This is a genomic window from Vibrio sp. D54 (genome assembly GCF_021728075.1).
GTDB classification, from domain to species: Bacteria; Pseudomonadota; Gammaproteobacteria; order Enterobacterales; family Vibrionaceae; genus Vibrio; species Vibrio alginolyticus.
This window is the reverse complement of sequence record NZ_JAKKCS010000007.1, coordinates 58775-82707: the sequence shown is the minus strand read 5'-3', so window position 1 is coordinate 82707 and position 23933 is coordinate 58775. Positions and strand designations below refer to the sequence as shown.

20 protein-coding genes are annotated in these 23933 nt (G+C 43.4%); 8 read left to right on the top strand and 12 right to left on the bottom strand.

Annotated elements, in window-relative coordinates; genetic code table 11:
• Positions 1-66: 66 nt before the first annotated feature.
• Positions 67-840 carry a hypothetical protein gene (locus L3V37_RS11590; RefSeq protein WP_017633868.1) on the top strand — a complete coding sequence of 258 codons (774 nt, stop codon included), beginning with the start codon at positions 67-69 and terminating at the stop codon, positions 838-840.
• Between the two features lie 206 nt (positions 841-1046).
• Positions 1047-1286, top strand: coding sequence for a hypothetical protein (locus tag L3V37_RS11585; RefSeq protein WP_237306348.1), 240 nt, complete (start codon positions 1047-1049; stop codon positions 1284-1286).
• A gap of 60 nt (positions 1287-1346) precedes the next feature.
• Here L3V37_RS11585 and L3V37_RS11580 read toward each other — a convergent pair whose 3' ends face one another.
• From L3V37_RS11580 to sohB, 8 genes are all read right to left on the bottom strand, one after another.
• Positions 1347-3185: an extracellular solute-binding protein gene (locus tag L3V37_RS11580; protein WP_054574788.1), complete on the bottom strand. Its 1839-nt coding sequence runs from the start codon at positions 3183-3185 to the stop codon at positions 1347-1349.
• A gap of 499 nt (positions 3186-3684) precedes the next feature.
• Positions 3685-4386, bottom strand: coding sequence for an orotidine-5'-phosphate decarboxylase (gene pyrF / locus L3V37_RS11575; protein WP_005376667.1), 702 nt, complete (start codon positions 4384-4386; stop codon positions 3685-3687).
• Between the two features lie 84 nt (positions 4387-4470).
• Positions 4471-5646 carry a lipopolysaccharide assembly protein LapB gene (lapB, locus tag L3V37_RS11570; RefSeq protein ID WP_005376665.1) on the bottom strand — a complete coding sequence of 392 codons (1176 nt, stop codon included), beginning with the start codon at positions 5644-5646 and terminating at the stop codon, positions 4471-4473.
• A gap of 18 nt (positions 5647-5664) precedes the next feature.
• Entirely contained in the window at positions 5665-5961 is a 297-nt protein-coding gene (locus tag L3V37_RS11565; protein WP_005376663.1) for a LapA family protein, read from the bottom strand.
• Positions 5962-6242: 281 nt separating this feature from the next.
• Positions 6243-6524: an integration host factor subunit beta gene (gene ihfB / locus L3V37_RS11560; RefSeq protein ID WP_005385816.1), complete on the bottom strand. Its 282-nt coding sequence runs from the start codon at positions 6522-6524 to the stop codon at positions 6243-6245.
• 213 nt (positions 6525-6737) lie between these two features.
• A complete protein-coding gene (rpsA, locus tag L3V37_RS11555) occupies positions 6738-8408 on the bottom strand; it encodes a 30S ribosomal protein S1 (RefSeq protein ID WP_005385817.1) in 1671 nt (556 codons plus the stop codon).
• A 110-nt stretch (positions 8409-8518) separates the two neighbouring features.
• The gene (gene cmk / locus L3V37_RS11550) at positions 8519-9199 is read right to left on the bottom strand and encodes a (d)CMP kinase (RefSeq protein WP_021033981.1); all 681 of its coding nucleotides are present in this window, start codon (positions 9197-9199) and stop codon (positions 8519-8521) included.
• A 208-nt stretch (positions 9200-9407) separates the two neighbouring features.
• On the bottom strand, positions 9408-10469 hold the full coding sequence (gene sohB / locus L3V37_RS11545) for a protease SohB (RefSeq protein ID WP_005385819.1): 1062 nt from the start codon (positions 10467-10469) through the stop codon (positions 9408-9410).
• Between the two features lie 254 nt (positions 10470-10723).
• Here sohB and L3V37_RS11540 point away from each other — a divergent pair, with 254 nt between their 5' ends.
• The 4 genes from L3V37_RS11540 (at position 10724) to L3V37_RS11525 (ending at position 16802) form a co-directional block, all read left to right on the top strand.
• On the top strand, positions 10724-11470 hold the full coding sequence (locus tag L3V37_RS11540) for a YciK family oxidoreductase (RefSeq protein ID WP_213905694.1): 747 nt from the start codon (positions 10724-10726) through the stop codon (positions 11468-11470).
• Positions 11471-11599: 129 nt separating this feature from the next.
• Positions 11600-12292 carry a translesion DNA synthesis-associated protein ImuA gene (gene imuA / locus L3V37_RS11535; RefSeq protein ID WP_005372979.1) on the top strand — a complete coding sequence of 231 codons (693 nt, stop codon included), beginning with the start codon at positions 11600-11602 and terminating at the stop codon, positions 12290-12292.
• 4 nt (positions 12293-12296) lie between these two features.
• The gene (locus L3V37_RS11530) at positions 12297-13700 is read left to right on the top strand and encodes a DNA polymerase Y family protein (RefSeq protein WP_225473355.1); all 1404 of its coding nucleotides are present in this window, start codon (positions 12297-12299) and stop codon (positions 13698-13700) included.
• A 27-nt stretch (positions 13701-13727) separates the two neighbouring features.
• A complete protein-coding gene (locus L3V37_RS11525; protein ID WP_237306347.1) occupies positions 13728-16802 on the top strand; it encodes an error-prone DNA polymerase in 3075 nt (1024 codons plus the stop codon).
• Between the two features lie 72 nt (positions 16803-16874).
• On the opposite strand, the gene L3V37_RS11520 is transcribed toward L3V37_RS11525, so the two are convergent.
• Positions 16875-17828 (bottom strand): chemotaxis protein CheV, encoded by a 954-nt coding sequence (locus L3V37_RS11520; protein WP_005372976.1) that lies wholly within the window; start codon positions 17826-17828, stop codon positions 16875-16877.
• A 363-nt stretch (positions 17829-18191) separates the two neighbouring features.
• Positions 18192-19409, bottom strand: coding sequence for an ROK family protein (locus L3V37_RS11515; protein ID WP_005385828.1), 1218 nt, complete (start codon positions 19407-19409; stop codon positions 18192-18194).
• Between the two features lie 410 nt (positions 19410-19819).
• On the opposite strand from L3V37_RS11515, the gene pyk reads away from it, so the two are divergent.
• Positions 19820-21262: a pyruvate kinase gene (pyk, locus tag L3V37_RS11510; protein ID WP_237306346.1), complete on the top strand. Its 1443-nt coding sequence runs from the start codon at positions 19820-19822 to the stop codon at positions 21260-21262.
• Positions 21263-21370: 108 nt separating this feature from the next.
• Here pyk and L3V37_RS11505 read toward each other — a convergent pair whose 3' ends face one another.
• Together L3V37_RS11505 and L3V37_RS11500 are read right to left on the bottom strand one after the other, a co-directional pair.
• Positions 21371-22522 (bottom strand): patatin family protein, encoded by a 1152-nt coding sequence (locus L3V37_RS11505; RefSeq protein ID WP_005372971.1) that lies wholly within the window; start codon positions 22520-22522, stop codon positions 21371-21373.
• A 44-nt stretch (positions 22523-22566) separates the two neighbouring features.
• The gene (locus L3V37_RS11500) at positions 22567-22659 is read right to left on the bottom strand and encodes a YnhF family membrane protein (RefSeq protein ID WP_005372970.1); all 93 of its coding nucleotides are present in this window, start codon (positions 22657-22659) and stop codon (positions 22567-22569) included.
• Between the two features lie 127 nt (positions 22660-22786).
• Here L3V37_RS11500 and L3V37_RS11495 point away from each other — a divergent pair, with 127 nt between their 5' ends.
• A complete protein-coding gene (locus tag L3V37_RS11495) occupies positions 22787-23377 on the top strand; it encodes an outer membrane protein (protein ID WP_053306612.1) in 591 nt (196 codons plus the stop codon).
• Positions 23378-23933: the final 556 nt, after the last annotated feature.

The window sequence follows — 23933 nt, the reverse complement described above, 5'->3', positions numbered from 1 at the left end:
TTTTTATGCAGAGTGTAGCGACTTCTACTAAGCTGAAAGCTGACGAAAAGCCGAAAAGGAAATTGGATGAAACCATGTAACCTGCTATCACTCTCCTCACTCATTCTTGTATTACCTACATCAGTAGCGCTCTCAGCCGAGACACAAGAATCTCGTTGGCGAAATAGCATAGAAGTGTACATGCTAGGACTGAATATCCACGGGGATACCAGTATTGGTCGCTTTTCATCAGAGGTGGATGTCGATCCTAAGTTCATCGTAGACCACCTCGATATTGGGGCGATGTTGCGATTCGAGAGTATTTACCAAAGTAAGTGGGGCTACTACATAGATTATAGTTTCATGAACTTAAGTGGTGATGTTAATAATATCAAGGGCGCTCTGCCTAACGCTCGTTATCGTGCGGACATCGAAATACGGCAAGGTGTTCTAGAAGCAAAGGCATTCCAACGCGAACAATATTCATTTGGTAAACTGGATTATATGTTTGGATTACGTTGGTGGGACAATGACATCACCGGCAAGCTGTATCGTAATGACAACCGGGTACTAGAAGATAGACTGTCATTACAAGAAGATTGGGTCGATTTTTTAGTTGGCTTGCGACTCATTGATGAATTGAGTGAAAACTGGCGATTTCATGCCAGTATCGACGCCGGACTTGGCAACGATACTCACTTCACTTATGCCATTCAAACTGGTGTTCGTTATCGCTTTAACGAATGGTCTGATCTCAACTTAGCTTACAAGTCGACCTGGGTCGATTACAAAAATGAAGAGGTATTTGAATATGATACGGCTTCTCAAGGGCTTTTAGTCGGACTTGGCTTTTACTTTTGATCAGGTGAAACCCTAGCCTATATTCAAGCGTTGTAACGTGTACTAGCTCTAGGTACACGTCTAGTGCCGCGTTACAGATGCTTGAATAAGGCAAATTGATCTTCATCAGACTATAAATTGCTCTTCGGTGTTACTCTCTGTCGCAAAATGTAAAACCCCACTCTATGACCTCATATAGGTCTTGTTGATAAGGTTCCCGAGTAGCAATGTCGATTAACATTTCCGATCTAACCACCGCCCTAAATAAGGTAGAGCATATTCATAAAGTGCAGCTTGAAAACGTACATCAGTTCTTCAAAGCAAACGAAGCTTTCTCGTTGCAAACATTCAGCCAGCTGATATCCAACGACTCGCTTGATGATCGATTTAAAACCATCGATAGAGCGTTCTCTTTGCTTGGTGATGCAAAAACCTACCTTTTAGAAGCGTCTTACCTTATTAAGTAAAAAAGAAAGCCCCGATAAAATTCATTACCGGGGCTATCATTTTCTATCTAAACTACTGATTTACAATTTGTAACGATCATCAATTACCGTTAATTCTGGGAAGGTTTTACCCTCGTCCATCGCTTCTTCTGTCTCTTCTTTTACTTGGTTATCAATCCAGAAATTACCGATATCCATTGGATGAAGCACCCATTCTGTCGCTTTTGTCATGCCGTTTTTAGGAATTTTAACCCAGCGCCAATGAGCAACTCGAGAATAAGGCACCATGTAGCCAGGAACGATGATGTTCGCTTTGCTGACATAGTTTTGGATTTGATGCGACAAGTCGTAACGCTTCTCCTGATCAAACTCAGAATCATACGCTTCAATTAACTTGTCTAGCTCAGGGCTGCTGTAGTTGGTGTGAGCATTCGTTTGTGGTCGATTTGCATTATCCGAGTGTAGGTATTCCCAATACGCAGGGATCTCACCAGAGCCCATATTCAAAAACGCTAGCTGATGCTTTTTCTCAAGAATGTATTTAAACGCAGATGAGCCATCCACCAAGTTTAACGTGAACTCAAGACCAGCAAGTTTCGCTTGCTCTTTCAGGTATGCAATACGCGGTGTCCAAGAGTTGTATCCGTAGGTGATAGCAAAGCTCAAGCGTTGGCCCTGGTCGTTAACACGAATACCATCTGCGCCCACTTTGTCAAAGCCCGCTTTTTCGAAGTGTTTAACCGCCGCATCAGCATCAAACTTTGGCGGTGTATTGTTAGGATCATCGTATTCGCCATGACCAAAGCCGAGCCCATGCGGTTTACGTGAATAATCTCCACGCATGATGTTTTCAATCATGCCGTCATAGTCAGTGGCTGCCATAACACCTTTACGCACTTCTAGGTTATCCAACATCGGCATCGCTGTGTTCATCCAAAGACCACCAGCTCCTTGCGGTGCTTCGTTAAAGCCCCAGTACTTTTGGATATAGCCTTTTTTGTACACATCACTATTGGTTTTGTCATGCCAAAAGCTTGGTAGCACCATCTCAAAGTAGTCTAAGTTGCCTTTCTCAAAGTGCTTCATGGCAATATCAGGATCGCGAATCACCTTAATGCGAACCTTTTCAACGTTATAACGGTTTTTATAGTAGCGGTTGTTGTATCCCCACCAATCTTCACCGACATGTTTGAATGTCACGCTCTTACCTTTCTTCACTTGATCAATGTAGTAAGGCGCTGCGGTTGGCTCAGATTTAAAGTTAAACTTTCTGACGAAGTTATCAGGCATGCCATCGTTATTTGCGTCCTTTTCTCCTTCAAAGAAGTGTTCAGGACGAGGCTGAAAACCATTACTTGGCATGTTAATCATAACCATAAGTGAGTCATGACTTTGAGCTACAGCAAGATTGACTTTGATCGTGTAGTCATCAATTTTTTCAACACTCACAATACTGTTTGTGAAGAAGTCGTTATACCACGGGTCGATAATGTCTTTTGACGTGTAGTACTTCATCATAAAGACGTAATCATCTGCTGTAATTTTTTCACCATCTGACCACTCGGCCGTTTCGTCGAGTTTAAAGAATACGGTTTTGTTGTCTTCTCCAAATGCCCATGACTTAGCAAGTTGAGGGATCCATTTGCCAGTATTTGGATGACGCTGAGCCAGTTTTGGTGAACCATCCATTAAGTATTGGCGCAAACCTGAGTTCGCATCTGGACCAACACTTCGTAATGTTTGCGGAAAGCTCTGAATGTAAGTGCGATAGGTGCCACCTCGTACCGCCTCTTCAGAGGCAAATAGAGGTTCGTTGTTGTTTGAAATCCATTCGATATCAGCTGGCAATTCTGCCGCACTCAGTTGAAAACTGGCAGCGGTCAGTGTTGCTAGTACTGAAAATGGCAGTTTTTTAGTCATGTTTCTTCCTTGTTGTGTTTGCGCACTAAGGTCGTAACAAGGAAGACAGCGTGTGAAAGCTCACAGAAAGCTGCGATTTAAAATACGCAGATAGGAAATAATAGGAACGTAATATGAAGTGACGTCCTGCCAGCTTCTATATTAATTTCAAAGAGTTTCACTAGGTCATCCTAGACCTTACAACGCAGTGAATGCATCTTCGCCATAGTATTCTTTAGATATTTGTAACGCAAGCCATCAATAACACATGATTGCATTTTCGAGGCATCACAGTGAGTTATGTTACAAAAGTGTGATCAGCATAGTACCAAGCCCTACTTTACTCAGAATAAACCGCAGAACCTTTATCTCAATTGGCCCCGATATACCAGTTACAGCGAGTAAATGATCAGACATAGCTGGTTAAAAGGAATGGTTGTTTACCGCGATCAGTATTTTCATTCGATATAAAAAGTGAGGCATCTTAGCCTCACTTTTCTCCATACAATCGAGACAGTGCTTACATGTTAGATAAGCTCTCATTGATCGACTTCAGCACTTCTGCAGGATTTGACGCTTGAGTGATAGGGCGACCAATCACAAGATAATCTGAACCTGATTGGATAGCGTCTACTGGCGTCATGATACGGCGCTGGTCACCTTGTTCTGAACCAGCAGGTCGAATACCAGGGGTCACTAATTTAAATTCTTGGCCTAGTTCGCTCTTCAGTAGTGAGGACTCTTGCGCTGAACATACGACACCATCTAAGCCTGCGTTTTTGGTCAAGGTTGCTAGACGAATCACTTGCTCCTGAGGCGCAACATTCAAACCAATACCAGCTAAATCACTTTGTTCCATACTGGTTAGTACCGTTACACCGATAAGAAGTGGACGATCTTTACCATATGGCTCAAGAATTTCACGTGATGCCGTCATCATACGCTCACCACCGCTCGCGTGTACGTTCACCATCCATACACCCATTTCAGCCGCAGCGCGAACTGCTTTCGAACAGGTGTTTGGAATATCGTGAAATTTTAAATCTAGGAATACCGAGAAACCACGTTTATGGAGTTCACGTACAAAATCAGGACCAAATAGCGTAAACATCTCCTTGCCAACTTTTAGTCGGCATGACGCAGGATCAATTCTATCTACAAACGCAAGTGCATCTGCTTGGTTATCATAATCCAGTGCGACAATAACTTTTTGGTCGATCATTTCATCTCCTAACTGTTTTGGTTCTTATTAAATAAAAAGTTAAAAAAATGCAGCGGACAGAAACTCTGCCAGCTGCATTAAGAATTATTCACCATCCAATCCGCGGATTGGCTTGATCGTCCCCCATCCTTTACAGGACGGACAATGCCAATAAAGGGAATGGGTAGAAAATCCACACTTCCGGCATCGGTAATGCGGTTTCACTTTTAACTGTTCACCCACCATCGCTTGTAGTGTTGATAGGCTGTCTTTCGCTCGACCATCTTCTGCTTCTGCAATGTGGTAGTCAATTAAACGGTAGAAGCCCTTCATGGTTGGGTTTTTCAGCAATTGTTTCGTCAGTAACTCTTGAGCAGCCCCAACGTTCTCGTGATGAGCAACTAATTGAGCCAACATCAACTCGGCTGATACGCCTGCTTTCTTATCAATACAAGCTCTCAGAAACTCGACAAGTTCATCTTCCTGACCCAGATGATGATAGCATTCTGCAATAGTTGGCAAGACATCACTGATAAAGTCTTTATCTTGCTCAAGTACCCCCGTCAGATATTTGATGGTGTGCTTATAGTCTTCAGACTCTAGGTAAATTCGTCCCAAAGCAATACTTGCTCGAACACACTTCGGGTCTTCCGCTAACGCTTTTTTAAAATGCTGTATTGCCTTATTAGTATTCCCATCAGCTTGGTCGAGCATGGCTATTTCACACCAAAAATGGGCAATATTTGCACGCATCCTTGAGCGTTTATTACCTAACTTAGCCAATTGGTTCGCGTAATAAATCGCCTTTTCCCATTCTCGTGTTTGCTGATAAATGGTCACTAATTGTTGAAGAGCCGCCTCTTTGTAATCTGGCTCTTCGACTAACTGTTCGAAGATTTTCTCTGCACGATCAAGAAAACCAGAGACCATGTAGTCTTTCGCTAACTGTTGAAGGGCGAGGTTCTTTTGGTCCAGTGTTAAGCCTGAACGAGAAATAAGATTTTGGTGAATTCTGATTGCGCGGTCGACTTCACCACGAGACCGGAACAGGTTACCCAACGCAAGGTGAGTATCGATGGTCTCGTTATCAACTTGGAGCAATTCAATAAAGTGATCGACAGCCTTATCTGATTGGTCAGAGAGCAGCAGATTAAGACCCGTCATATACTGACGAGAGATTTGATGAGATTGCTTCTGCTTGTCTTGCTGAGCGCTGCGATGCCCCATATACCAGCCATACGCAGCAGCTATAGGCAACAACAAGAAGAGTAGTTCAAGCATTAAAGTTAAGCCTTATCCTTATGCCTGTTTTTCAATGGCTGGCTTATCAGCAGCGTTGTTTGATTCAGTTGGTTCGTACTTTTTCAGTTTTTTCTTTAAACGACGGACCTGTAGCTGAGTTTTCAGTTGGATGCTACCAAATATAACCCACGCTAAAGCAAAGCCAACCACAAATACTACACCTAATAGCGTAGATAAGTGGAACTCTCCTTTTGCTAGAAGATAGTTAAAAGTCACGAGCTCTTGGTTTTGGGAACCTAACGCCAATGCAATTAAAAAGAGAGCTAAAACAGCAACGATTTTTATAATTTTCATGTTACATCACCCTTCTAGGAGTAAGTCGGTAAGATTATGCAGGAAAATGCTTCTTCAGACTACGTATATTAGCAATAATCTATACCCAAGTAACCTCAAGATGCTTAGTTTGTAGACATGCTTAGAAGTTAAAGTTATTTGGGTATAGAAAGCAGCAAAGAAAACAGCTGAATCCACAATTAGATTAGTAAACGATCTTGGATGTATGACTAACTTGGATACATTACAAAAAAGCGGCATACACAAACGTATGCCGCTTTTTTCAAACTAATAAGAGTGCATTAACCAATATTTACACGCTCACGAAGTTCTTTACCAGGTTTGAAATGTGGAACGTATTTACCTTCCAATTCCACTTTATCGCCCGTTTTAGGGTTACGACCTACGCGAGGCTCGCGGTAATGAAGAGAAAAACTACCAAAGCCACGGATCTCGATACGGTCACCGCTCTCTAGTGTAGAGGCCATGTGCTCTAAAATATCTTTTACAGCATCCTCTACCTCTTTCGCTGATAAGTGTGTTTGCTCAGCGCAGAGTCTTTCAATCAGTTCAGACTTAGTCATAGTTGCCCTCTTTGAGTATCTTTATCACTTATTATAGTAAGTAATACTAATTCCAACAAACACTTGCTGACAATTCTAGACAAATTTTATGCAAAATGCGCAATGAAGAAATGCCTTTTATTAAGATAGTTTACTGTCATTAGTATTACTACTTAAATATGACCAAATATAAAAAAGGAGCCTTGCGGCTCCTTTTTTGCTTAAGCGAGTATATTATTCGCCTTTAGCAGCTTTGAAAGCGTCAGCCATTGCGTTACCGAATGCATTGTCATCTTGCTTGTTGATAGATGCCATTGCTTCTTGCTCGTCAGCTTCGTCTTTAGCTTTGATAGATAGGTTGATTACGCGGTTCTTACGGTCTACACCTGTGAACTTCGCTTCAACAACATCACCAGCGCTTAGGATTAGAGAAGCATCTTCTACGCGATCGCGTGATACTTCAGAAGCACGGATGTAACCTTCAACGCCTTCTGCGATTTCAACAGTAGCGCCTTTAGCGTCAACAGCAGTTACAGTAGCGTTAACTAGAACACCTTTCTTGTTGTCAGCAACGTAAGCATTGAATGGGTCATTTTCCATTTGCTTGATGCCTAGAGAGATGCGCTCACGCTCAGCGTCTACTGCTAGAACAACTGCAGAGATCTCGTCGCCTTTCTTGTACTCACGTACAGCTTCTTCGCCAGCAACATTCCAAGAAATGTCAGATAGGTGAACTAGACCGTCGATGCCGCCTTCTAGACCGATGAAGATACCGAAGTCAGTGATAGACTTGATCTTACCAGTAACTTTGTCGCCTTTAGCTTGTGCTTCAGCGAATGACTGCCATGGGTTAGCTTTACACTGTTTCAGACCTAGAGAGATACGACGACGTTCTTCGTCGATTTCAAGAACCATAACCTCAACTTCGTCGCCAACATTAACAACTTTAGAAGGGTGGATGTTCTTGTTAGTCCAATCCATTTCTGAAACGTGAACTAGACCTTCAACGCCTTCTTCGATTTCAACGAAGCAGCCGTAGTCAGTTAGGTTAGTTACGCGACCAGTTAGTTTGTGACCTTCTGGGTAACGCTTAGCGATTGCTACCCATGGATCTTCGCCTAGTTGCTTAAGACCTAGTGATACGCGAGTACGCTCACGGTCGAACTTAAGAACTTTAACTTGGATCTCGTCACCAACGTTAACGATTTCAGATGGGTGCTTAACGCGCTTCCAAGCCATATCAGTGATATGTAGAAGACCGTCAACGCCACCTAGGTCAACGAACGCACCGTAGTCAGTAAGGTTCTTAACGATACCTTTAACTTCAGAACCTTCTTGTAGAGTTTCTAGAAGCTCGTCACGCTCAACGCTGTTCTCTGATTCGATAACTGCACGACGTGAAACAACTACGTTGTTACGTTTTTGGTCAAGTTTGATAACTTTGAACTCTAGCTCTTTGTTTTCTAGGTGAGCAGTGTCGCGGATTGGACGTACGTCTACTAGAGAGCCAGGAAGGAAAGCACGGATACCGTTTAGTTCAACAGTGAAACCGCCTTTAACTTTACCGTTGATGATACCAACAACAGTTTCAGCTTCTTCGTAAGCTTTCTCAAGTACGATCCAAGCTTCGTGACGCTTAGCTTTCTCACGAGAAAGTTGAGTTTCACCGAAACCATCTTCAACAGCGTCTAGAGCTACGTCTACTTCAGCGCCAACTTCAACTTCAAGTTCGCCAGCAGCGTTCTTGAACTGTTCAGCAGGAATAGCAGATTCAGACTTAAGACCAGCGTCAACAAGAACGAAACCGTTCTCGATAGCTACTACAGTACCTTTAACGATGCTGCCTTGTTGGAATTCTGTTTCGTTTAGAAACTCTTCAAAGAGTTGAGCAAAAGATTCAGTCATTTAATTAATCTTCAATAAATTAAACTTCCACGGGTATCCTACCGCATGGGGTTATTAAATTCGCCAGTCATCATCCTTGCGACCAACGCTCTTAGCCTAGTCGAGTATTATTACTCAGCTAGCTTCGATTCGATATATTGTAGTGCCTTTTCTACTACTTCGTCGATAGTCATCGACGTAGAATCTAGCACAAGCGCATCCTCAGCAGGGCGTAATGGCGCCACTGGGCGGTTACGATCTCGGTCGTCACGCTCTTGGATCTCGCTTAAAAGGTCAGCAAATCTAACATCTAACCCTTTCTCTTGCAACTGTTTAAGGCGTCGATTTGCACGCTCTTCAGCACTCGCATCAAGGAAGATTTTTGCTTGCGCACTCGGGAATACAATTGTGCCCATATCACGACCATCAGCAACCAGACCCGGAGCGGTCTCAAATGCACGCTGACGACGTAGTAATGCTTCACGAACACGTGGCAAAGCCGCAACTTTAGATGCTGCCATACCCGTTTCTTCTTTACGAAGCTCCCCTGACACGTCTTCGCCTTCTAGAATGACCTTAACTAAGTCACCTTCCGCGATAAATTGAACGTCTAGGTGGGTTGCTAGTGGGACAAGAGCATCTTCTGACTCGGTGTCGACACCGTGGTGAATCGCAGCGAGTGCAAGTACACGATAAATTGCGCCAGAATCTAAGAGTTGGAAACCCAACTTTTTCGCCAGCAACATACATAAAGTGCCTTTACCTGCACCACTAGGTCCATCTACGGTTACAACCGGAGTTTGAGAGGACATGTTCTTCTCCACCAATAGTTTCTTTTCAGCAATTTGCTCGGTTTTCGAGGCGCACATTATACGGGTAATCAGTCTTTGGAGCGAGGAAAAATGTCGTGTAAAGCATTACACCTAATGCGTAATTGGATTCATCAATAAACATAAAGTTCAACAAAAACGGCGAGAGCTTCCGCCCTCGCCGTTTTAAATGTCATGAACTTAAGCTCGATTAAACAATCGGCTTTTGACCACGCTCAGCTAACTTTAAAATCACACTATCAGCGACTTTACCCGCCACACCTGCTAGCTTGTCGGCCAGTTTTTTCTTTTGTACATAATGCACAGAAAGTACAGTTTTATCTTTGCATGCTGCAACAACGATATCATCAGATGTACTAATGTCATCCACCAAACCAAGCTCTTTCGCTTGTGTACCGAACCAGTGCTCACCAGTGGCTACTTTGTCTAGGTCCAAACTAGGACGACGCTCACGGATGAAGTCTTTAAACAAGACATGTGTTTCTTCAAGTTCTTGCTTAAACTTATCGCGCGCTTTATCGGTATTCTCACCGAACATCGTTAGCGTGCGTTTATATTCACCCGCTGTTAGTTGTTCGTACTCAATGTCATGTTTCTTCAACAGTTTGTTGAAGTTAGGAATTTGTGCGATAACGCCAATAGACCCCACAATTGCAAATGGTGCAGAAACAATCTTATCTGCTACACATGCCATCATGTAACCGCCACTTGCCGCAACTTTGTCAACAGAGATGGTCAGAGGAAGACCCGCAGCTTTGATTCGGTCCAGTTGAGAAGAGGCAAGGCCGTAACCATGAACCATACCACCGCCAGACTCTAAGCGAAGTAACACTTCATCACCTTCACGTGCGACAGCCAAAATAGCGGTGATTTCTTCACGTAGAGACGCGACTTCTTTTGCGTCTATGCTACCGTTGAAATCAAGAACAAATAGGTGTGGTTCACGCTTGCTATCTAATGAACCGTCTTTGCTCGCTTGTTTGATTTCTTTCTCGCGAGATTTGTTCTTCTCTTTTTCTTCTTTCTTGACGGCTTTATCTCGAGCCTTGATGAAAGCATCGTCATGCAAATGATGCTCTAACTGCTCAACAGATTGTTTGTGTTGCTCTGAAAGGTTGGTAATCTCTAACTCCCCTTTCGCCGCACCCGATTTGCCACCAGCCGATTTTGCAATAATGAGCAGAACAATTATCGCAGCAACCACCGTGATAATTTTGGCCAGAAACAGACCATAATCTAATAAAAATTCCAACGAGAGCTCCTTTATCTCATTTCAGATGACGTTAGTATGTTACGCAGAAACATCAGCGAGAAGGCAGCGCGGTTTGTAACCACTTGTTCTGATTGATAGCATACCTAACGAAAGTTCTGGAATTGGTATAACACATGAATTGGTGTATTGTAACCATCTTGTCACGATTACCAAGATTTTCCATTGAGAAACAGGCGTTTTTTAGCGTCAATTAACTATCATGGACCCTCTTACAATAATAAGGATTTATCGCCGTGAACTACTCCGTTTCAGCTGATGCTCTAAAAGGTAAAGTCATTCTTGTTACTGGCGCTGGTAATGGCATCGGCCGTCAAGCCGCGCTTTCTTATGCCGAGCACGGTGCAACTGTTATTCTCTTGGGTAGAAATGTGCAAAACCTTGAATCTATCTATGATGAGATTGAAGCTTCTGGCTATCCACAAGCAGCTATCATTCCATTGGATCTCAAGGGAGCAACTCAGCAGAATTACATTGATATGGCAGAGACAATCGAAGGACAGTTTGGTCGCTTGGATGGTCTATTACACAACGCAGGTGTCTTGAGTTCGCTGTGTCCATTTGATCAAATCAAAGAGGAAGACTTCGACGATATCATGCAGATCAACGTGAAAGCCGAAGTGCTAATGACTCAAGCACTACTGCCTGTGATGCGTAAATCAGAAGCTGGGCGTATTATCTTTACCTCTTCAACCGTCGGCCACTCTGGCCGCGCATTCTGGGGGCCATACGCTATCTCTAAATTTGCCGTAGAAGGCATGATGCAAGTTTTAGCTGACGAGCTGAGTGATACACCGATCCGCGTTAACGCAATTAACCCTGGTGCCACTCGTACTCGCATGCGTGAAAAAGCATATCCGGGTGAAGATGCGAATACTCTCAAAACGCCACTGGATATCATGCCGCTATATTTGCACTTAATGGATCCTGCGGTTACCGATGTGAACGGTCAGTGCATCGACGCTCAACCGAAGCGTAAATAACTCATTCAGGTTACCTCACATAATCGATTGAAAAGGCAGCAAACGCTGCCTTTTTTCATTTCTCTCTTCATAAAAATCTTGCGACTTTCTCCCACAGAAATATACTGTACATATATACAGGTATTTATTATGCAAGATATTATTCAGAACTTAAAAAGCCAACACCTTGTTTGGCAAGCAAATTTAACGAAAGCAGATCCTCAGCAGTTGCAGACTAGTTCCGGTTTTTCTGAATTAGATGATTTGCTCGGCGGAGGCTTTCCACCTCATGGCGTAGTGGAGATGGAATCTATTGGTAGTATTGGTGAATTGCGTTTGCTCGCTCCCTATTTAAAAGCCACTCAGACCAATGGTATGACCGCATTTATTCAACCACCTGCGCTAGTGAATTCTCTGTTTTTACACTACATCGGGTTGGATATAAACCAAGTGTGGGTCGTTACTCCAACTCACCCCAAAGACGCTCTTTGGGCTGCAGAGCAATGTCTGAAAAGTGGGGTATGCAGTAATGTTTTGTTATGGCAAGAAGAGCTTGAAATACATCAAGTGAAACGCTTACAGGTAGCGAGTGAACAAGGTACTTGCCCTCTCTTTATGCTTAAAACAGATACTATCAACCGCTTGTCTTTGCCTGTGTCACTCAGTTTAAAACTGAAAGGCGACGAGCAAGGGATTCATGTTGAAGTGCTGAAAAGGAAAGGAGGCTGGAATAGAGGTAGCGTTAGTATCGGATTCCAACACCATTACCCGCAACTGGTGAAACCATCATCTGAAACTGTGCACTCGACTGTGGTCAATTTCCCACTGGCGAACCAAGGTTAGTGATATGTCTCTGTGGATTTACTTGCACTTCCCTCGCCTGCAGCTAGACGCACTCTTTGGTGATAACCAAGAACAACCCGTGGTGATTGTCGAAAGCCAACGTTGCCAGATTCTTCAATACAACGAGATTGCCGAACAACAAGGCATTAAGCCTGGTATGGGCTTAGGCAGTGCTGCGTCCTTGTGTCGAGATTTACAAGTGCATCCTTATCATCCACAAACCGAATTAAATAAATTACAAGAGGTAGCCCAGTGGTTGTATTTGATCACATCTGACGTTGTGTTGATGCCAAACCAAGGTATTTTACTGCGTGCTACTCCAATGCTCGCTCTGTATGAAGGGCTTGAAAACTATTGGAATAAAGTCAGAGCTCACTTATCGGAGCTGAAACTGAGTTTTCAATTCGGATGTGGTTTTTCGCCTTTTGCTGCCAAATTGATGGCAATATCAGGAGCGAACGTCATCAGTGAAGACAAATCTGCCATACAAAAAGTCCTATCACCATTACCGTTAACACTGGCAGATTTATCAAGCGCTACAGTAGAGAAGTTACAACGTGTAGGCGTCACCACATTGCAAAACCTGCTTGAACTGCCATTGCAAGACATCGCACGACGCTTTGATATCGATTTGGTGAACTACGTTGGTCGACTGACTGGGCAGTTTAAACACCCTGTCGACCTTTATCACCCTACCGAATCCTTCCAAGTTTATTTAGAGCTGTTGTTTGAGATCGAAAACGTTCAGTGGATTGAAAAACCGTTGGCCAAATTACTTCGTCAACTCGAAACCTTTCTTAAATTAAGAGATAAGGTCGCTTTTGAACTGTGTTTAACACTCCACCAGCGTGAGAAACAAGAGCAACACCTTCAACTCACTTCTGCGCAAGGTGATTACCTATGTCAGCGTTGGCAACAGTTAGCGAGTTTAAGCTTAGAATCACTCTCGCTTAATGGCCCAGTCACAGGGCTAACGTTAAAAGTCATCCGTCAAGGTGAGCCTCTTAGTGCATCACGCGATCTCTTTGCTGGGCAGAAAGGAAACATGAATGCTTTAGAGCTGCTCTCTTTACTGCAAGCTAAATTGGGGAAAAGTGCCGTTTTAAAACCCAATATTGCTTGCGATCCTAGACCAGAAAAGGCCAGTCAGTATCGCCCTGCTGATGCTCCAGATAAAAAGGGGCACGCCATACCCTCCATACTACGCCCCGCAATGCAATTACCCACTCCCATTGTATTGCAAGAACAAGTTTCTTTGGTCCACGGACCTGAGCGAATAGTTTCTGGGTGGTGGGATGGTGATGAGATCATGCGTGATTACTACATTGCACACACCAAGCAAGGCCGCTGGTTATGGATATTTCGCGATCAGCACAAGCACTGGTTTCTTCATGGCTATTTTTGTTAAATCGACAGTTATTTTTGTTGGATCATTATGAGTTACGCGGAACTATTTTGTCAGTCTAACTTCTCTTTTTTGACTGGGGCTTCTCATGCAGAAGATCTGGTACTCCAAGCTGCTTTCTATCGCTATCAAGCTCTAGCTATAACGGATGAATGTTCAGTCGCGGGCGTTGTCAAAGCCCATGCAACCATCGAACAACATAAACTCGATATCAAACAAATCGTTGGAAGTATGTTTTGGTTAAATGATGAATGCCAAATCGTACTGCTTTGCCCTTGTCGCAAGGCTTATGCCGAGTTGTGTCGTATCATCACAAACGCAAGGAGACGCAGTGAAAAAGGCAACTATCAACTGTTCGAATGGGATTTGATGTCGGTTCGACATTGTTTGGTATTGTGGCTGCCCACACATCAAGAGAGTGATCACTATTGGGGGCGCTGGCTCAATCAACACCACGCTAATCGTTTGTGGGTAGCGATTCAGCGCCATTTGAGTAACAACGATACTGAATACATTGCGCACTGCGAGCAGTTAGCACATGAATTTCAATTACCGATAACTGCCTGCGGAGGCGTTCTCATGCATGATGTTGAACGCTTGCCATTACAGCATGTACTTACTGCTATAAAGCATGGGTGTAGCGTCGATAAACTCGGTTTTGATCGTATTTCGAATACTGAGCGAGCGCTTCGTCCTTTTAAAAAGTTGATTCGGATTTACAAACCAGAATGGCTGGAAGAAAGCACTTACATCGCCGATTTATGCGAGTTTAAGCTCTCCGATTTAAAATACGAATATCCTACCGAGCTTATCCCAGATGGTTACACACCCGACTCTTACTTACGTATGTTGGTCGAACGCGGTAAAAAGCTGCGTTTTCCTGAAGGCGTGCCAGCAGAAGTCAATCAAACCATCGAGAATGAACTGGCGCTTATTCAAGAGCTGAAATACCACTACTACTTCCTTACTATTCACGACATCGTAATGTTCGCGAAACAGCAAGGCATTCTTTACCAAGGGCGAGGTTCCGCTGCAAACTCTGTGGTGTGTTATTGCCTGGAAATTACCGCCGTCGATCCTCGACAAATCGCTGTCTTATTCGAACGATTTATCAGTAAAGAACGTAAGGAACCGCCGGATATTGATGTGGACTTTGAACACGAGCGCCGTGAAGAAGTTATCCAGTATATTTACAAAAAATATGGCCGTGAGCGTGCAGCACTTGCTGCAACAGTGATCAGCTATCGCTTTAAAAGTGCCGTGCGTGAAGTCGGTAAAGCACTAGGGATTGAAGAGACCCAATTGGATTTTTTCATTAAGAACGTTAATCGCCGAGATCGCCGCCAAGGCTGGCAAGCTCAAATTATTGAACTGGGCTTACAACCAGAATCTCTCAAAGGGCAGCAGTTCATCCAATTGGTCAACGAGATCATTGGCTTCCCACGCCATTTATCTCAGCACGTAGGTGGCTTTGTAATTTCATCTGGCCCTTTATATGAGTTGGTACCTGTTGAAAATGCCTCGATGGAAGATCGCACTATCATTCAATGGGATAAAGACGATTTAGAAAGCTTGAAGCTACTAAAAGTCGATGTGCTCGCACTCGGCATGTTAAACGCCATCAAAAAGTGCTTTCAACTGGTCGAGAAACATCACCAGCGATCCCTCTCGATTTCCGAGATCACTCGCCGACAAGATGATCCACACGTGTACCGCATGATCCAAAAAGCTGACACGATAGGCGTATTCCAAATTGAATCTCGTGCACAAATGAGCATGCTTCCTCGCCTAAAGCCTGCTTGTTATTACGACTTAGTGATTCAAATTGCAATTGTTCGTCCAGGCCCTATTCAGGGTGATATGGTGCATCCTTTTTTAAAACGACGAGATCACAAAGAGCCTGTCAGTTATCCATCGGAAGAAGTAAAAAGCGTTCTGGAGCGGACTATGGGCGTCCCTATTTTCCAAGAGCAAGTCATCAAGCTAGCCATGGTAGCCGCAGGGTTTAGCGGCGGCGAGGCCGATCAACTCCGTCGAGCGATGGCATCATGGAAAAAGAATGGCGATCTCGCTAAATTCAGACCAAAACTGATCAATGGTATGCAAGAGAGAGGTTATGACTTAGCGTTTGCTGAGCGCATTTTCGATCAGATTTGCGGCTTTGGTGAGTACGGCTTCCCTGAAAGTCATTCAGCGTCTTTCGCAGTGCTGGCATATTGTTCTGCATGGTTAAAATATTATTACCCAGCCGAATTTTACACTGCATTATTGAACAGCCAACCAATGGGATTTTATAGCCCATCGCAATTAGTACAAGATGCTCGCCGACATGGCGTCGAAGTATTGCCGGTGTGCGTCAATCATTCAAAATATCAACATCATCTCGTCTCACGTCCGAATGGCAGGCTCGGCGTGCAACTTGGTTTTCGCTTGATGAAAGGCTTTAACGCAGAAAGCGCACAAAGGCTTATTGAGCGCAAACCACTTAATGGTTACCGATCGATTCAAGAAGTAAAGCAGATATTAAGAAGCCGAAGTGACATTGAATTATTGGCTTCAGCCAATGCATTTCAGGCCTTATCGGGAAATCGTTATAACGCTCGCTGGGCAGCAATGGATTCCTTATCTGACCTACCATTGTTTCACAAGGTCGAAGAACCCAATGTTAGCTACCAGACTCAACCCTCTGAATATGAAAATTTAATTGAGGATTACGCAAGCACGGGACTATCTCTTAGCCGCCATCCAATTAAATTATTAGAAGAAACGGGCAAACTCCCTCACTTTACCCGCATGAGGCACCTGACAGAGAAACCGCATAAGTCACTGGTCACAGTGGTAGGTGTGGTAACAGGAAGACAATCTCCAGGCACCGCCGCTGGCGTGACATTTTTTACGTTAGAAGATGACACGGGCAACATTAATGTGGTCGTTTGGCAAGCGACAGCACGAGCCCAAAAGCAAGCGTATTTAGGCGCTAAAGTATTAATGGTGAAAGGCATTCTTGAAAGAGAGGGAGAAGTCACGCACGTCATTGCTGGTAAGTTGATTGATTGCACGCACTACTTGAACAATCTACAAAGTAAATCTCGGGATTTCCATTAGTACAGAGGAATTAAGGAGAGAGATGTTAAAAATCAGAGAGAGGCGCGCTCCCTCTGATTTCACTAGATCTAATCATGCACTTTTAGAAAGCATCTGGCGTAATCGGTCTTGAGCAACTTCAACCAGCAGATCCGGTTGGAATTTAGATATAAAGCGATCACAGCCTACTTTTTGTACCATGGCTTCATTAAAACTACCGCTCAGAGAAGTGTTCAATGTGATAAACAACTTAGACATACGTGGATCTTGGCGCACTTCATGGGTCAGTTTATAACCGTCCATTTCAGGCATTTCAGCATCCGTAATCATCATCAACAGCTCTTTTTCTACATCTTTACCTTCATCACACCAACGTTTTAAAACCGTTAACGCTTCTAGCCCGTCACGACACTCGATGATATTCATACCCAATTGAGAAAGCGTATCGCGAACTTGATTACGAGCTGTAGAGGAATCATCTACAATCAGAACATTACGCCCGACCATTGCTTGGGCCAATTCTTGATCGAGAATGTCCTCCGAGATAGTCACGTCGTAATGTACAATCTCTGCTAAAACTTTTTCAACGTCAATAATTTCGACAATTTGAGAGGCATCCCCCTCTTTGATTTGCGTGATAGCCGTGAGGTAATTCGAGCGACCAGACGTGGAAGGAGGCGGCTGAATTTCAGTCCATGCCGTATTAATAATGTTTTTAACCGGACCGACTAAGAAGCCCTGCACCGTGCGGTTGTACTCTGTCACGATCAAATTTTCTTCTTCCGCTTCGCCACGCAAAGCAGGAAAACCAATTGCGCCTCGTAAATCAATCACTGGTACCGCTTCACCTCGTAGAGAAGCAACCCCACGAATATTGTAGTGCGAGCCAGGGAGCTTGGTTAACGGTGGAAGCTTGATGACCTCTTTCACTTTGAACACATTAATCGCAAATAATTGGCGACTATTTAAAGTGAACAGCAGAAGCTCTAGTCGATTTTCACCAACCAAGTTTGTACGCTGGTCAACCGTATTTAACACTCCGGACATACTACTACCTAAATTATGGATAATTCTTATTTTACTCGAAATCAGTACAGACACAGCAAGGTTATATAACCAAATAACCTTAAAATATTTGGCTTTTCGAGCACAGCTTTAAAGTACAACAGTTTTAGCGTATTACTTCTCTTTGCATCAGACGCAAAGTCACGCAGCACATTGAAAGCCATTTTGTTTATTTACTTGAGCTTTTTAGGAAATTACATGAATGGCGCAGATATAGCAATGCAACATAACTCAAATTCCCTTTCTAGTAATAGGCGATCAAAAAGGGTGAGCCGTTAAGTCTCACCCTAAATCACCTACAAATGCAGTCTCAACAGCCAGGCACATCATCATGTTAAAAAGTACTTAACCTTCCACAACCTTCATCAATAGTTGCCCATCGTACAACGCTTGCTTAATCAACGCGGCACCAGGCATTGTGGCTTGCTTATAGAAACGAGACTCCACCAGCTCAAGATCTTGGTGATAAACAGGTAAACTCTGCTCTTCGATACAACGACGAACCGCAGGATAAAGCACATCTTTTGCTTGGTTAATCACACCACCGATCAAGATTTTCTCAGGGTTAAATAAGTTGATCACAATAGCAATTGCAGAGCCTAAGTAGCGTCCAAGTTTTTCAATCACATCGACGGCCAAAGGATCACCGTTTGCAGCGGCTTCACAAATGCTCTCAATACTCATTTCCTCTTGTTTAGCAAGAATAGAGTCTTCGCCATCAGCGATTCGTCTTACGACTTCTTCACGAATTGCCTGAGAACTGGCAACGGTTTCCAAACAGCCAATATTGCCGCAATGACAACGTTTTCCATTTGGGTCAATTTGAATATGCCCGAGTTCACCAATGTTACCGTGACGGCCTTGCAAAACGCGCCCATCCAGAATGATGCCTGCACCTAAGCCGTGGTGGATAGAGATAAGAACGGAGTTGTCATTATCTTGAGAATGACCGAAAAGCTTTTCTGCTAATGCCCAAGCTCGCGTGTCATTGGCAATGAAAACTGGCAAGCCTGTTGCTTTGTATATCTCTGGTCCAAGAGCAAGATTTTCGACATTGTAATGAGGCATCTGCAAAACGACACCTTGCTCTGAGTTCACGAGGCCAGGCAGCGTAAGGGCAATACTGGTAACACGATCAAGTTGATCCGCGTAAGTCTGAAAGAATTCATCAATTTCGTAAAGCAGGCGCTCAAGCACATCGTCTTGATCAAGCTCGTGTATCTCGATTTTAGTATCGATCAGTACATCACCGCCTAACTCATGCAAAGCAATGGTTAAATAACCCCGCCCCAAACGCATTGACAAAAATTGCCAGCCTTCATTATTGACCTGCAAACCGACAGCAGGTCGACCACGACTCGTCGCTTCTTGTACTGTCGTTTCATGAATCAAGTGCGCTTCAATTAATTCCCGAGTGATTTTGGTGATACTAGCAGGAGCAAGCTCACTCTGCTTGGACAAATCAATTCGAGAAATAGGACCTTTTAGGTCAATTAGTTTATATACACGACCAGCATTGACCTGTTTGATATGATCAATATGGCCCGGTTGAGCCATGTACATCTTGCACTCCGAAATTCTATAACGGGACAATTTTTTTACTTTGCGAACTAATTGTGAAGTGAATTAATAAATCCCCGTGACAAGCATCACGTATAAACCTGTTTGTTTGTGTATTCAATCAAATAACGAAGAATCTACTCCTGTTAAATTGTTTGAAAAATAACTTATTTTTATTCACTAAATTATGAAGTAGTGCCTTTAAAGCAGCGCATTTTTATCAATAAGGCCATTGCCTGTCGAATATCTGTCTGTTTTACCGGGGTTACTCTTAATGTAAACATTCTGTGCATATACTTATATTCAAGTAGCTTTAAGGTGTGGGCTCAGCAACGAGGCTAACCTTGAGAGCGATTGCGTAAAGTAAGGATAGAGTTCAAGTTACCTGTACACACACATTCATCGGAGAATCTATGACTTCCAAACTAAGACGAACAAAAATTGTCACTACGCTGGGTCCTTCAACGGATAAGGACAATATACTTGAGGAGATCATCAAAGCCGGTGCAAACGTTGTCCGTATGAATTTTTCACATGGAACCAGTGAAGACCACATTCAACGAGCGAACAAAGTCCGTACCATTGCAGCAAGACTTGGGCGTCAGGTTGCAATTCTTGGTGACTTACAAGGCCCTAAAATCCGTGTATCAACGTTTAAAGACGGCCAAGTCATTTTGAATGTGGGCGATAAATTCACATTAGATAGTGATTTACCAAAAGGTGAAGGCAATCAAGAATCTGTAGGGTTAGATTATAAAGAACTACCGCAAGATGTTTCACCAAATGACATTTTATTACTCGATGATGGACGCGTTCAGCTGCAAGTTACCAAAGTAGAGGGTAATAAAGTTCATACCCGTGTGATTGTCGGTGGTCCATTGTCCAACAATAAAGGGATCAACAAAAAAGGCGGCGGATTGTCAGCCGATGCGCTCACAGAGAAAGATAAAGCCGACATTCTTACCGCCGCAGCAATTCAAGTAGACTACCTTGCTATTTCATTCCCGCGTAACGGCGAAGACATGCATTACGCTCGACGCTTAGCCAGAGATGCAGGCCTTGAAGCCATGTTAGTGGCTAAAGTCGAACGAGCAGAAACCGTCGCGACCAATGAGTCTATTGACGACATTATTCTCGCATCCGATGTGGTGATGGTTGCACGTGGTGACCTTGGTGTAGAAATCGGTGACCCTGAGCTCATAGGTGTCCAGAAAAAACTGATTCGCCGCGCACGCAGTTTAAACCGTATCGTGATTACCGCGACACAAATGATGGAGTCCATGATTACTAGCCCAATGCCAACGCGTGCTGAAGTGATGGATGTGGCCAATGCGGTTCTAGACGGCACTGACGCGGTGATGCTGTCTGGAGAGACCGCTGCAGGTAAATATCCTGTAGAAACGGTCAAATCCATGGCCGAAGTATGTGTGGGGGCAGAAAAAATGTCGGAGGCAAGTCTATCTACTTATCGCTTAGATAGAACCTTCGAAACCGCTGAAGAAACCATCGCAATGGCAACCATGTACTCTGCGAATCACATGGAAGGAATTAAAGCGATGATCTCGTTAACTGAGTCCGGCAGGACTGCGTTGATGATGTCTCGCTTAAGCTCTGGCTTGCCAATATTTGCCTTATCACGGAATGAATCGACACTAAATCGAGCAGCATTATACCGAGGCGTGACACCTGTATATTTCGAGTCAAAAAGTGATGCGGGTTTACCAACGGCTCAAGCAGCGATTACTAGCCTTAAAGAGCAAGGGTTCTTGCACAAAGATGATTTAGTCATTATTACTCAAGGCGATGTAATGGATGTTGTTGGCTCAACCAACTGCATGCGCATTCTACAAGCGTAGTCGTTATACCTAACCGGAGTTAACCACAAGAACCCGCAAATAAGGCTCCGAAAATGGAGCCTTATTTATATGCTTTGTATATTGCGCACATCGTGAACGTAAGAAGGTTTATGCACTCTCTCTACCATCAATTTCAACATCCAGCTGGTCATAGAGTTGAACTAGGTTAAACCCAGCTTGAAGCCCAAGTTGATAGTCATGCTCTAGTGACTCTTGGTCACTTAACAAAGAAGAAGAACGAAGTCCCTCTTTAGGCGCAACTTGTAAAATAAAAGTGTCGTCAGGTGGAGCAGATATAAAGGCCTGAGTGAGCTCAAATGTTTGATAATGAATCATCAGCATGTCGGCTAAACCTGAATCAAAATTCTCACCAATCAGATGACTTAAACGATACAAGTTATCGGCACCGAACAACCAACGGCCTCCATTTAACAGCATTTTCCCTGCAAGCTTCGATTGATGTGCTGCATTAATTTTTTGTTGGAAGAACGACGCCCAATCCAGCTTCCACTGATTCACTTTTTGCTGCCATGATTGCTGTACTGAGTTGATAGACTCTCGATACCATTCGACAGGCACATCCCCCACTTCACTTTGGGCTCTCGCTTCAATCTCTGAAAACGGCTCTGTGCGAATGACAATAATGTTGCGAGCATTCTGACGCCACGCTTCTTGAACAGGGATAGAGGCAGACACGCCGCCATCAACAAACTTATTGCCATTTACGTCGACAGGTCCGTGATATAACTTGGGAATCGCACATGTCGCTAGCATAGTGTTAAACCACGAGTCATCCAAGATTGGTAGATATTGATCTGATAGCGTCTCTATATTCGTTACCGCAGCAAACGCCCCTCGTTTTCCCAATGCACTGCGACCTAAATCAAGGTCAAGCTTGTATGGGAAATCTTGAATCCGTTCTAATGCCCACTCTAAACCTAAGTACTGCTGCTTTCGGATATAGCGAAACAGATTAAAAAATTCAGGAGACGTTGTCAGCTCGGTAATAAAAGCTTTGCCCATGCCATGTTGACGACACAAGTAAGAACATAAGTTAAGTGCTCCTGCAGAGGTGCCATAAAATTCATCGAAAGGATCGAAGTTGGAAAGTAAAAAGGCGTCTAAAACGCCAGCGGTAAAAATCCCTCTCTGCCCTCCACCTTGCGTGACTAAAGCAGTTTTACCATGCCTAAAGTGCTCATAAACTTTTACATCAAGCTCTGCATGGCTTTCTGTGATTATACCGCTGTTACGTATCATAGGCTCACGCCGTTTTGTTAAAACGTTTGGTAAAAGTGGTTATCTTAAGCTGTTGTAATAGCAATGATGCCAAATGACAAAAGCACTGCAAAAACAGTCACCACAATGATTAATGCGGATTTTAGATCGTGTTCCATAAACACCTCCTTAATATGTAACAAATTAATAACACCGGTGTGAAATATGTTCAAGATTTGCTTAATTTAGTCGCGCAATTTTGACTAACCCATCACAATTAGCTTAGTCATAATAAGGAGATAGGGCATGAACCAAAAACTCAGCTGGCTAGTAGGAATCATGATGATGAGTACTGCTATCAATGCACAAGCGAATATCATCGTTACGCCATACATAGGCTATACAGGAGGCGGCCAAGTAGAGGATGAAAGTGGTAATAAATACGATCTCGACCCCGCAGTGAATTACGCTCTTTCAGTCGAGACTCCCTTAGAAAAAGGAAGGATCGGATTGTTTTACTCCAATCAATCGACGGAACTTGAAAAGCTGTCCAACTCGGCAGATATCCATTATCTGCACTTCCAAAGCAGCATGTACTATCCTGTCGCAGAAAATTGGCAAACCTATATCGGTGTAGGTTTGGGCGCTTCTTACGCCGATGTGGATTGGGTAGACAAAAAATACGGATTTTCGGCTAGCGCTTTTGCAGGGCTGGAATATGAATTTTCAAAGAACTTTGCGTTAACAGCCCAACTGAGATGGTTAGGAACGGTCGTTGATAACGATACATCTGGCGCCTGTACTCTACCTAATGACGGCTCAAACTGTATCATTAAGTTCGATACTGATTGGATGAACCAATTCCAATCAAATGTCGGTTTTAGTTTCCGCTTCTAATTTTTATGCATGTTCCTTTGTAGGACTCGTCACAAAGAGCGCTGAACGAGTCCTGCACAGAGCCGATAAAGGATATCGTCTAAACACCATTGTTTGGCAAAGTAACGAAGCATCATCTAGATAGGTGCACAAAAGATAGCCGTACGCCCTAATTAATCAAAATAGTCTTAAACACCAAAGCAATTATTAGATCCCAGTCATTTATTCCAGACAAACAACCACCCACCCACACAAAACCACAATCAAACTCAAATTTAACAAGATTAAAACCAGACAACGCATCTGAATTAACATTTAGATTCTATTGCGCTAAGTATTATTAGAAGTTAGTCTGATCAGTGAAAACAGATAAATATTTCAGTTTTATCAAACACACATCAAAATTTTAAGATTAATAATCTACTTTCTCTTACAGTAGACAGAATATAGCTCTATAAAATTATAATAAGTTAGAATTAAGGATAGAAAAGCTGATGGATAACAGCGGTCCTTTCTTCCAACTGTTTGCGCAATTATTACTGTGTTACGTAGAGAGCTTCATTCCTCAGGGAGTCTT

Coding starts and splice junctions, on each gene's coding strand:
- L3V37_RS11590 (WP_017633868.1), top strand. CDS start 67: ATGAAACCATGTAACCTGCTATCACTCTCCTCACTCATTCTTGTATTA.
- L3V37_RS11585 (WP_237306348.1), top strand. CDS start 1,047: ATGTCGATTAACATTTCCGATCTAACCACCGCCCTAAATAAGGTAGAG.
- L3V37_RS11580 (WP_054574788.1), bottom strand. CDS start 3,185: ATGACTAAAAAACTGCCATTTTCAGTACTAGCAACACTGACCGCTGCC.
- pyrF (WP_005376667.1), bottom strand. CDS start 4,386: ATGATCGACCAAAAAGTTATTGTCGCACTGGATTATGATAACCAAGCA.
- lapB (WP_005376665.1), bottom strand. CDS start 5,646: ATGCTTGAACTACTCTTCTTGTTGTTGCCTATAGCTGCTGCGTATGGC.
- L3V37_RS11565 (WP_005376663.1), bottom strand. CDS start 5,961: ATGAAAATTATAAAAATCGTTGCTGTTTTAGCTCTCTTTTTAATTGCA.
- ihfB (WP_005385816.1), bottom strand. CDS start 6,524: ATGACTAAGTCTGAACTGATTGAAAGACTCTGCGCTGAGCAAACACAC.
- rpsA (WP_005385817.1), bottom strand. CDS start 8,408: ATGACTGAATCTTTTGCTCAACTCTTTGAAGAGTTTCTAAACGAAACA.
- cmk (WP_021033981.1), bottom strand. CDS start 9,199: ATGTCCTCTCAAACTCCGGTTGTAACCGTAGATGGACCTAGTGGTGCA.
- imuA (WP_005372979.1), top strand. CDS start 11,600: ATGCAAGATATTATTCAGAACTTAAAAAGCCAACACCTTGTTTGGCAA.
- L3V37_RS11530 (WP_225473355.1), top strand. CDS start 12,297: ATGTCTCTGTGGATTTACTTGCACTTCCCTCGCCTGCAGCTAGACGCA.
- L3V37_RS11525 (WP_237306347.1), top strand. CDS start 13,728: ATGAGTTACGCGGAACTATTTTGTCAGTCTAACTTCTCTTTTTTGACT.
- L3V37_RS11520 (WP_005372976.1), bottom strand. CDS start 17,828: ATGTCCGGAGTGTTAAATACGGTTGACCAGCGTACAAACTTGGTTGGT.
- L3V37_RS11515 (WP_005385828.1), bottom strand. CDS start 19,409: ATGTACATGGCTCAACCGGGCCATATTGATCATATCAAACAGGTCAAT.
- pyk (WP_237306346.1), top strand. CDS start 19,820: ATGACTTCCAAACTAAGACGAACAAAAATTGTCACTACGCTGGGTCCT.
- L3V37_RS11505 (WP_005372971.1), bottom strand. CDS start 22,522: ATGATACGTAACAGCGGTATAATCACAGAAAGCCATGCAGAGCTTGAT.
- L3V37_RS11500 (WP_005372970.1), bottom strand. CDS start 22,659: ATGGAACACGATCTAAAATCCGCATTAATCATTGTGGTGACTGTTTTT.
- L3V37_RS11495 (WP_053306612.1), top strand. CDS start 22,787: ATGAACCAAAAACTCAGCTGGCTAGTAGGAATCATGATGATGAGTACT.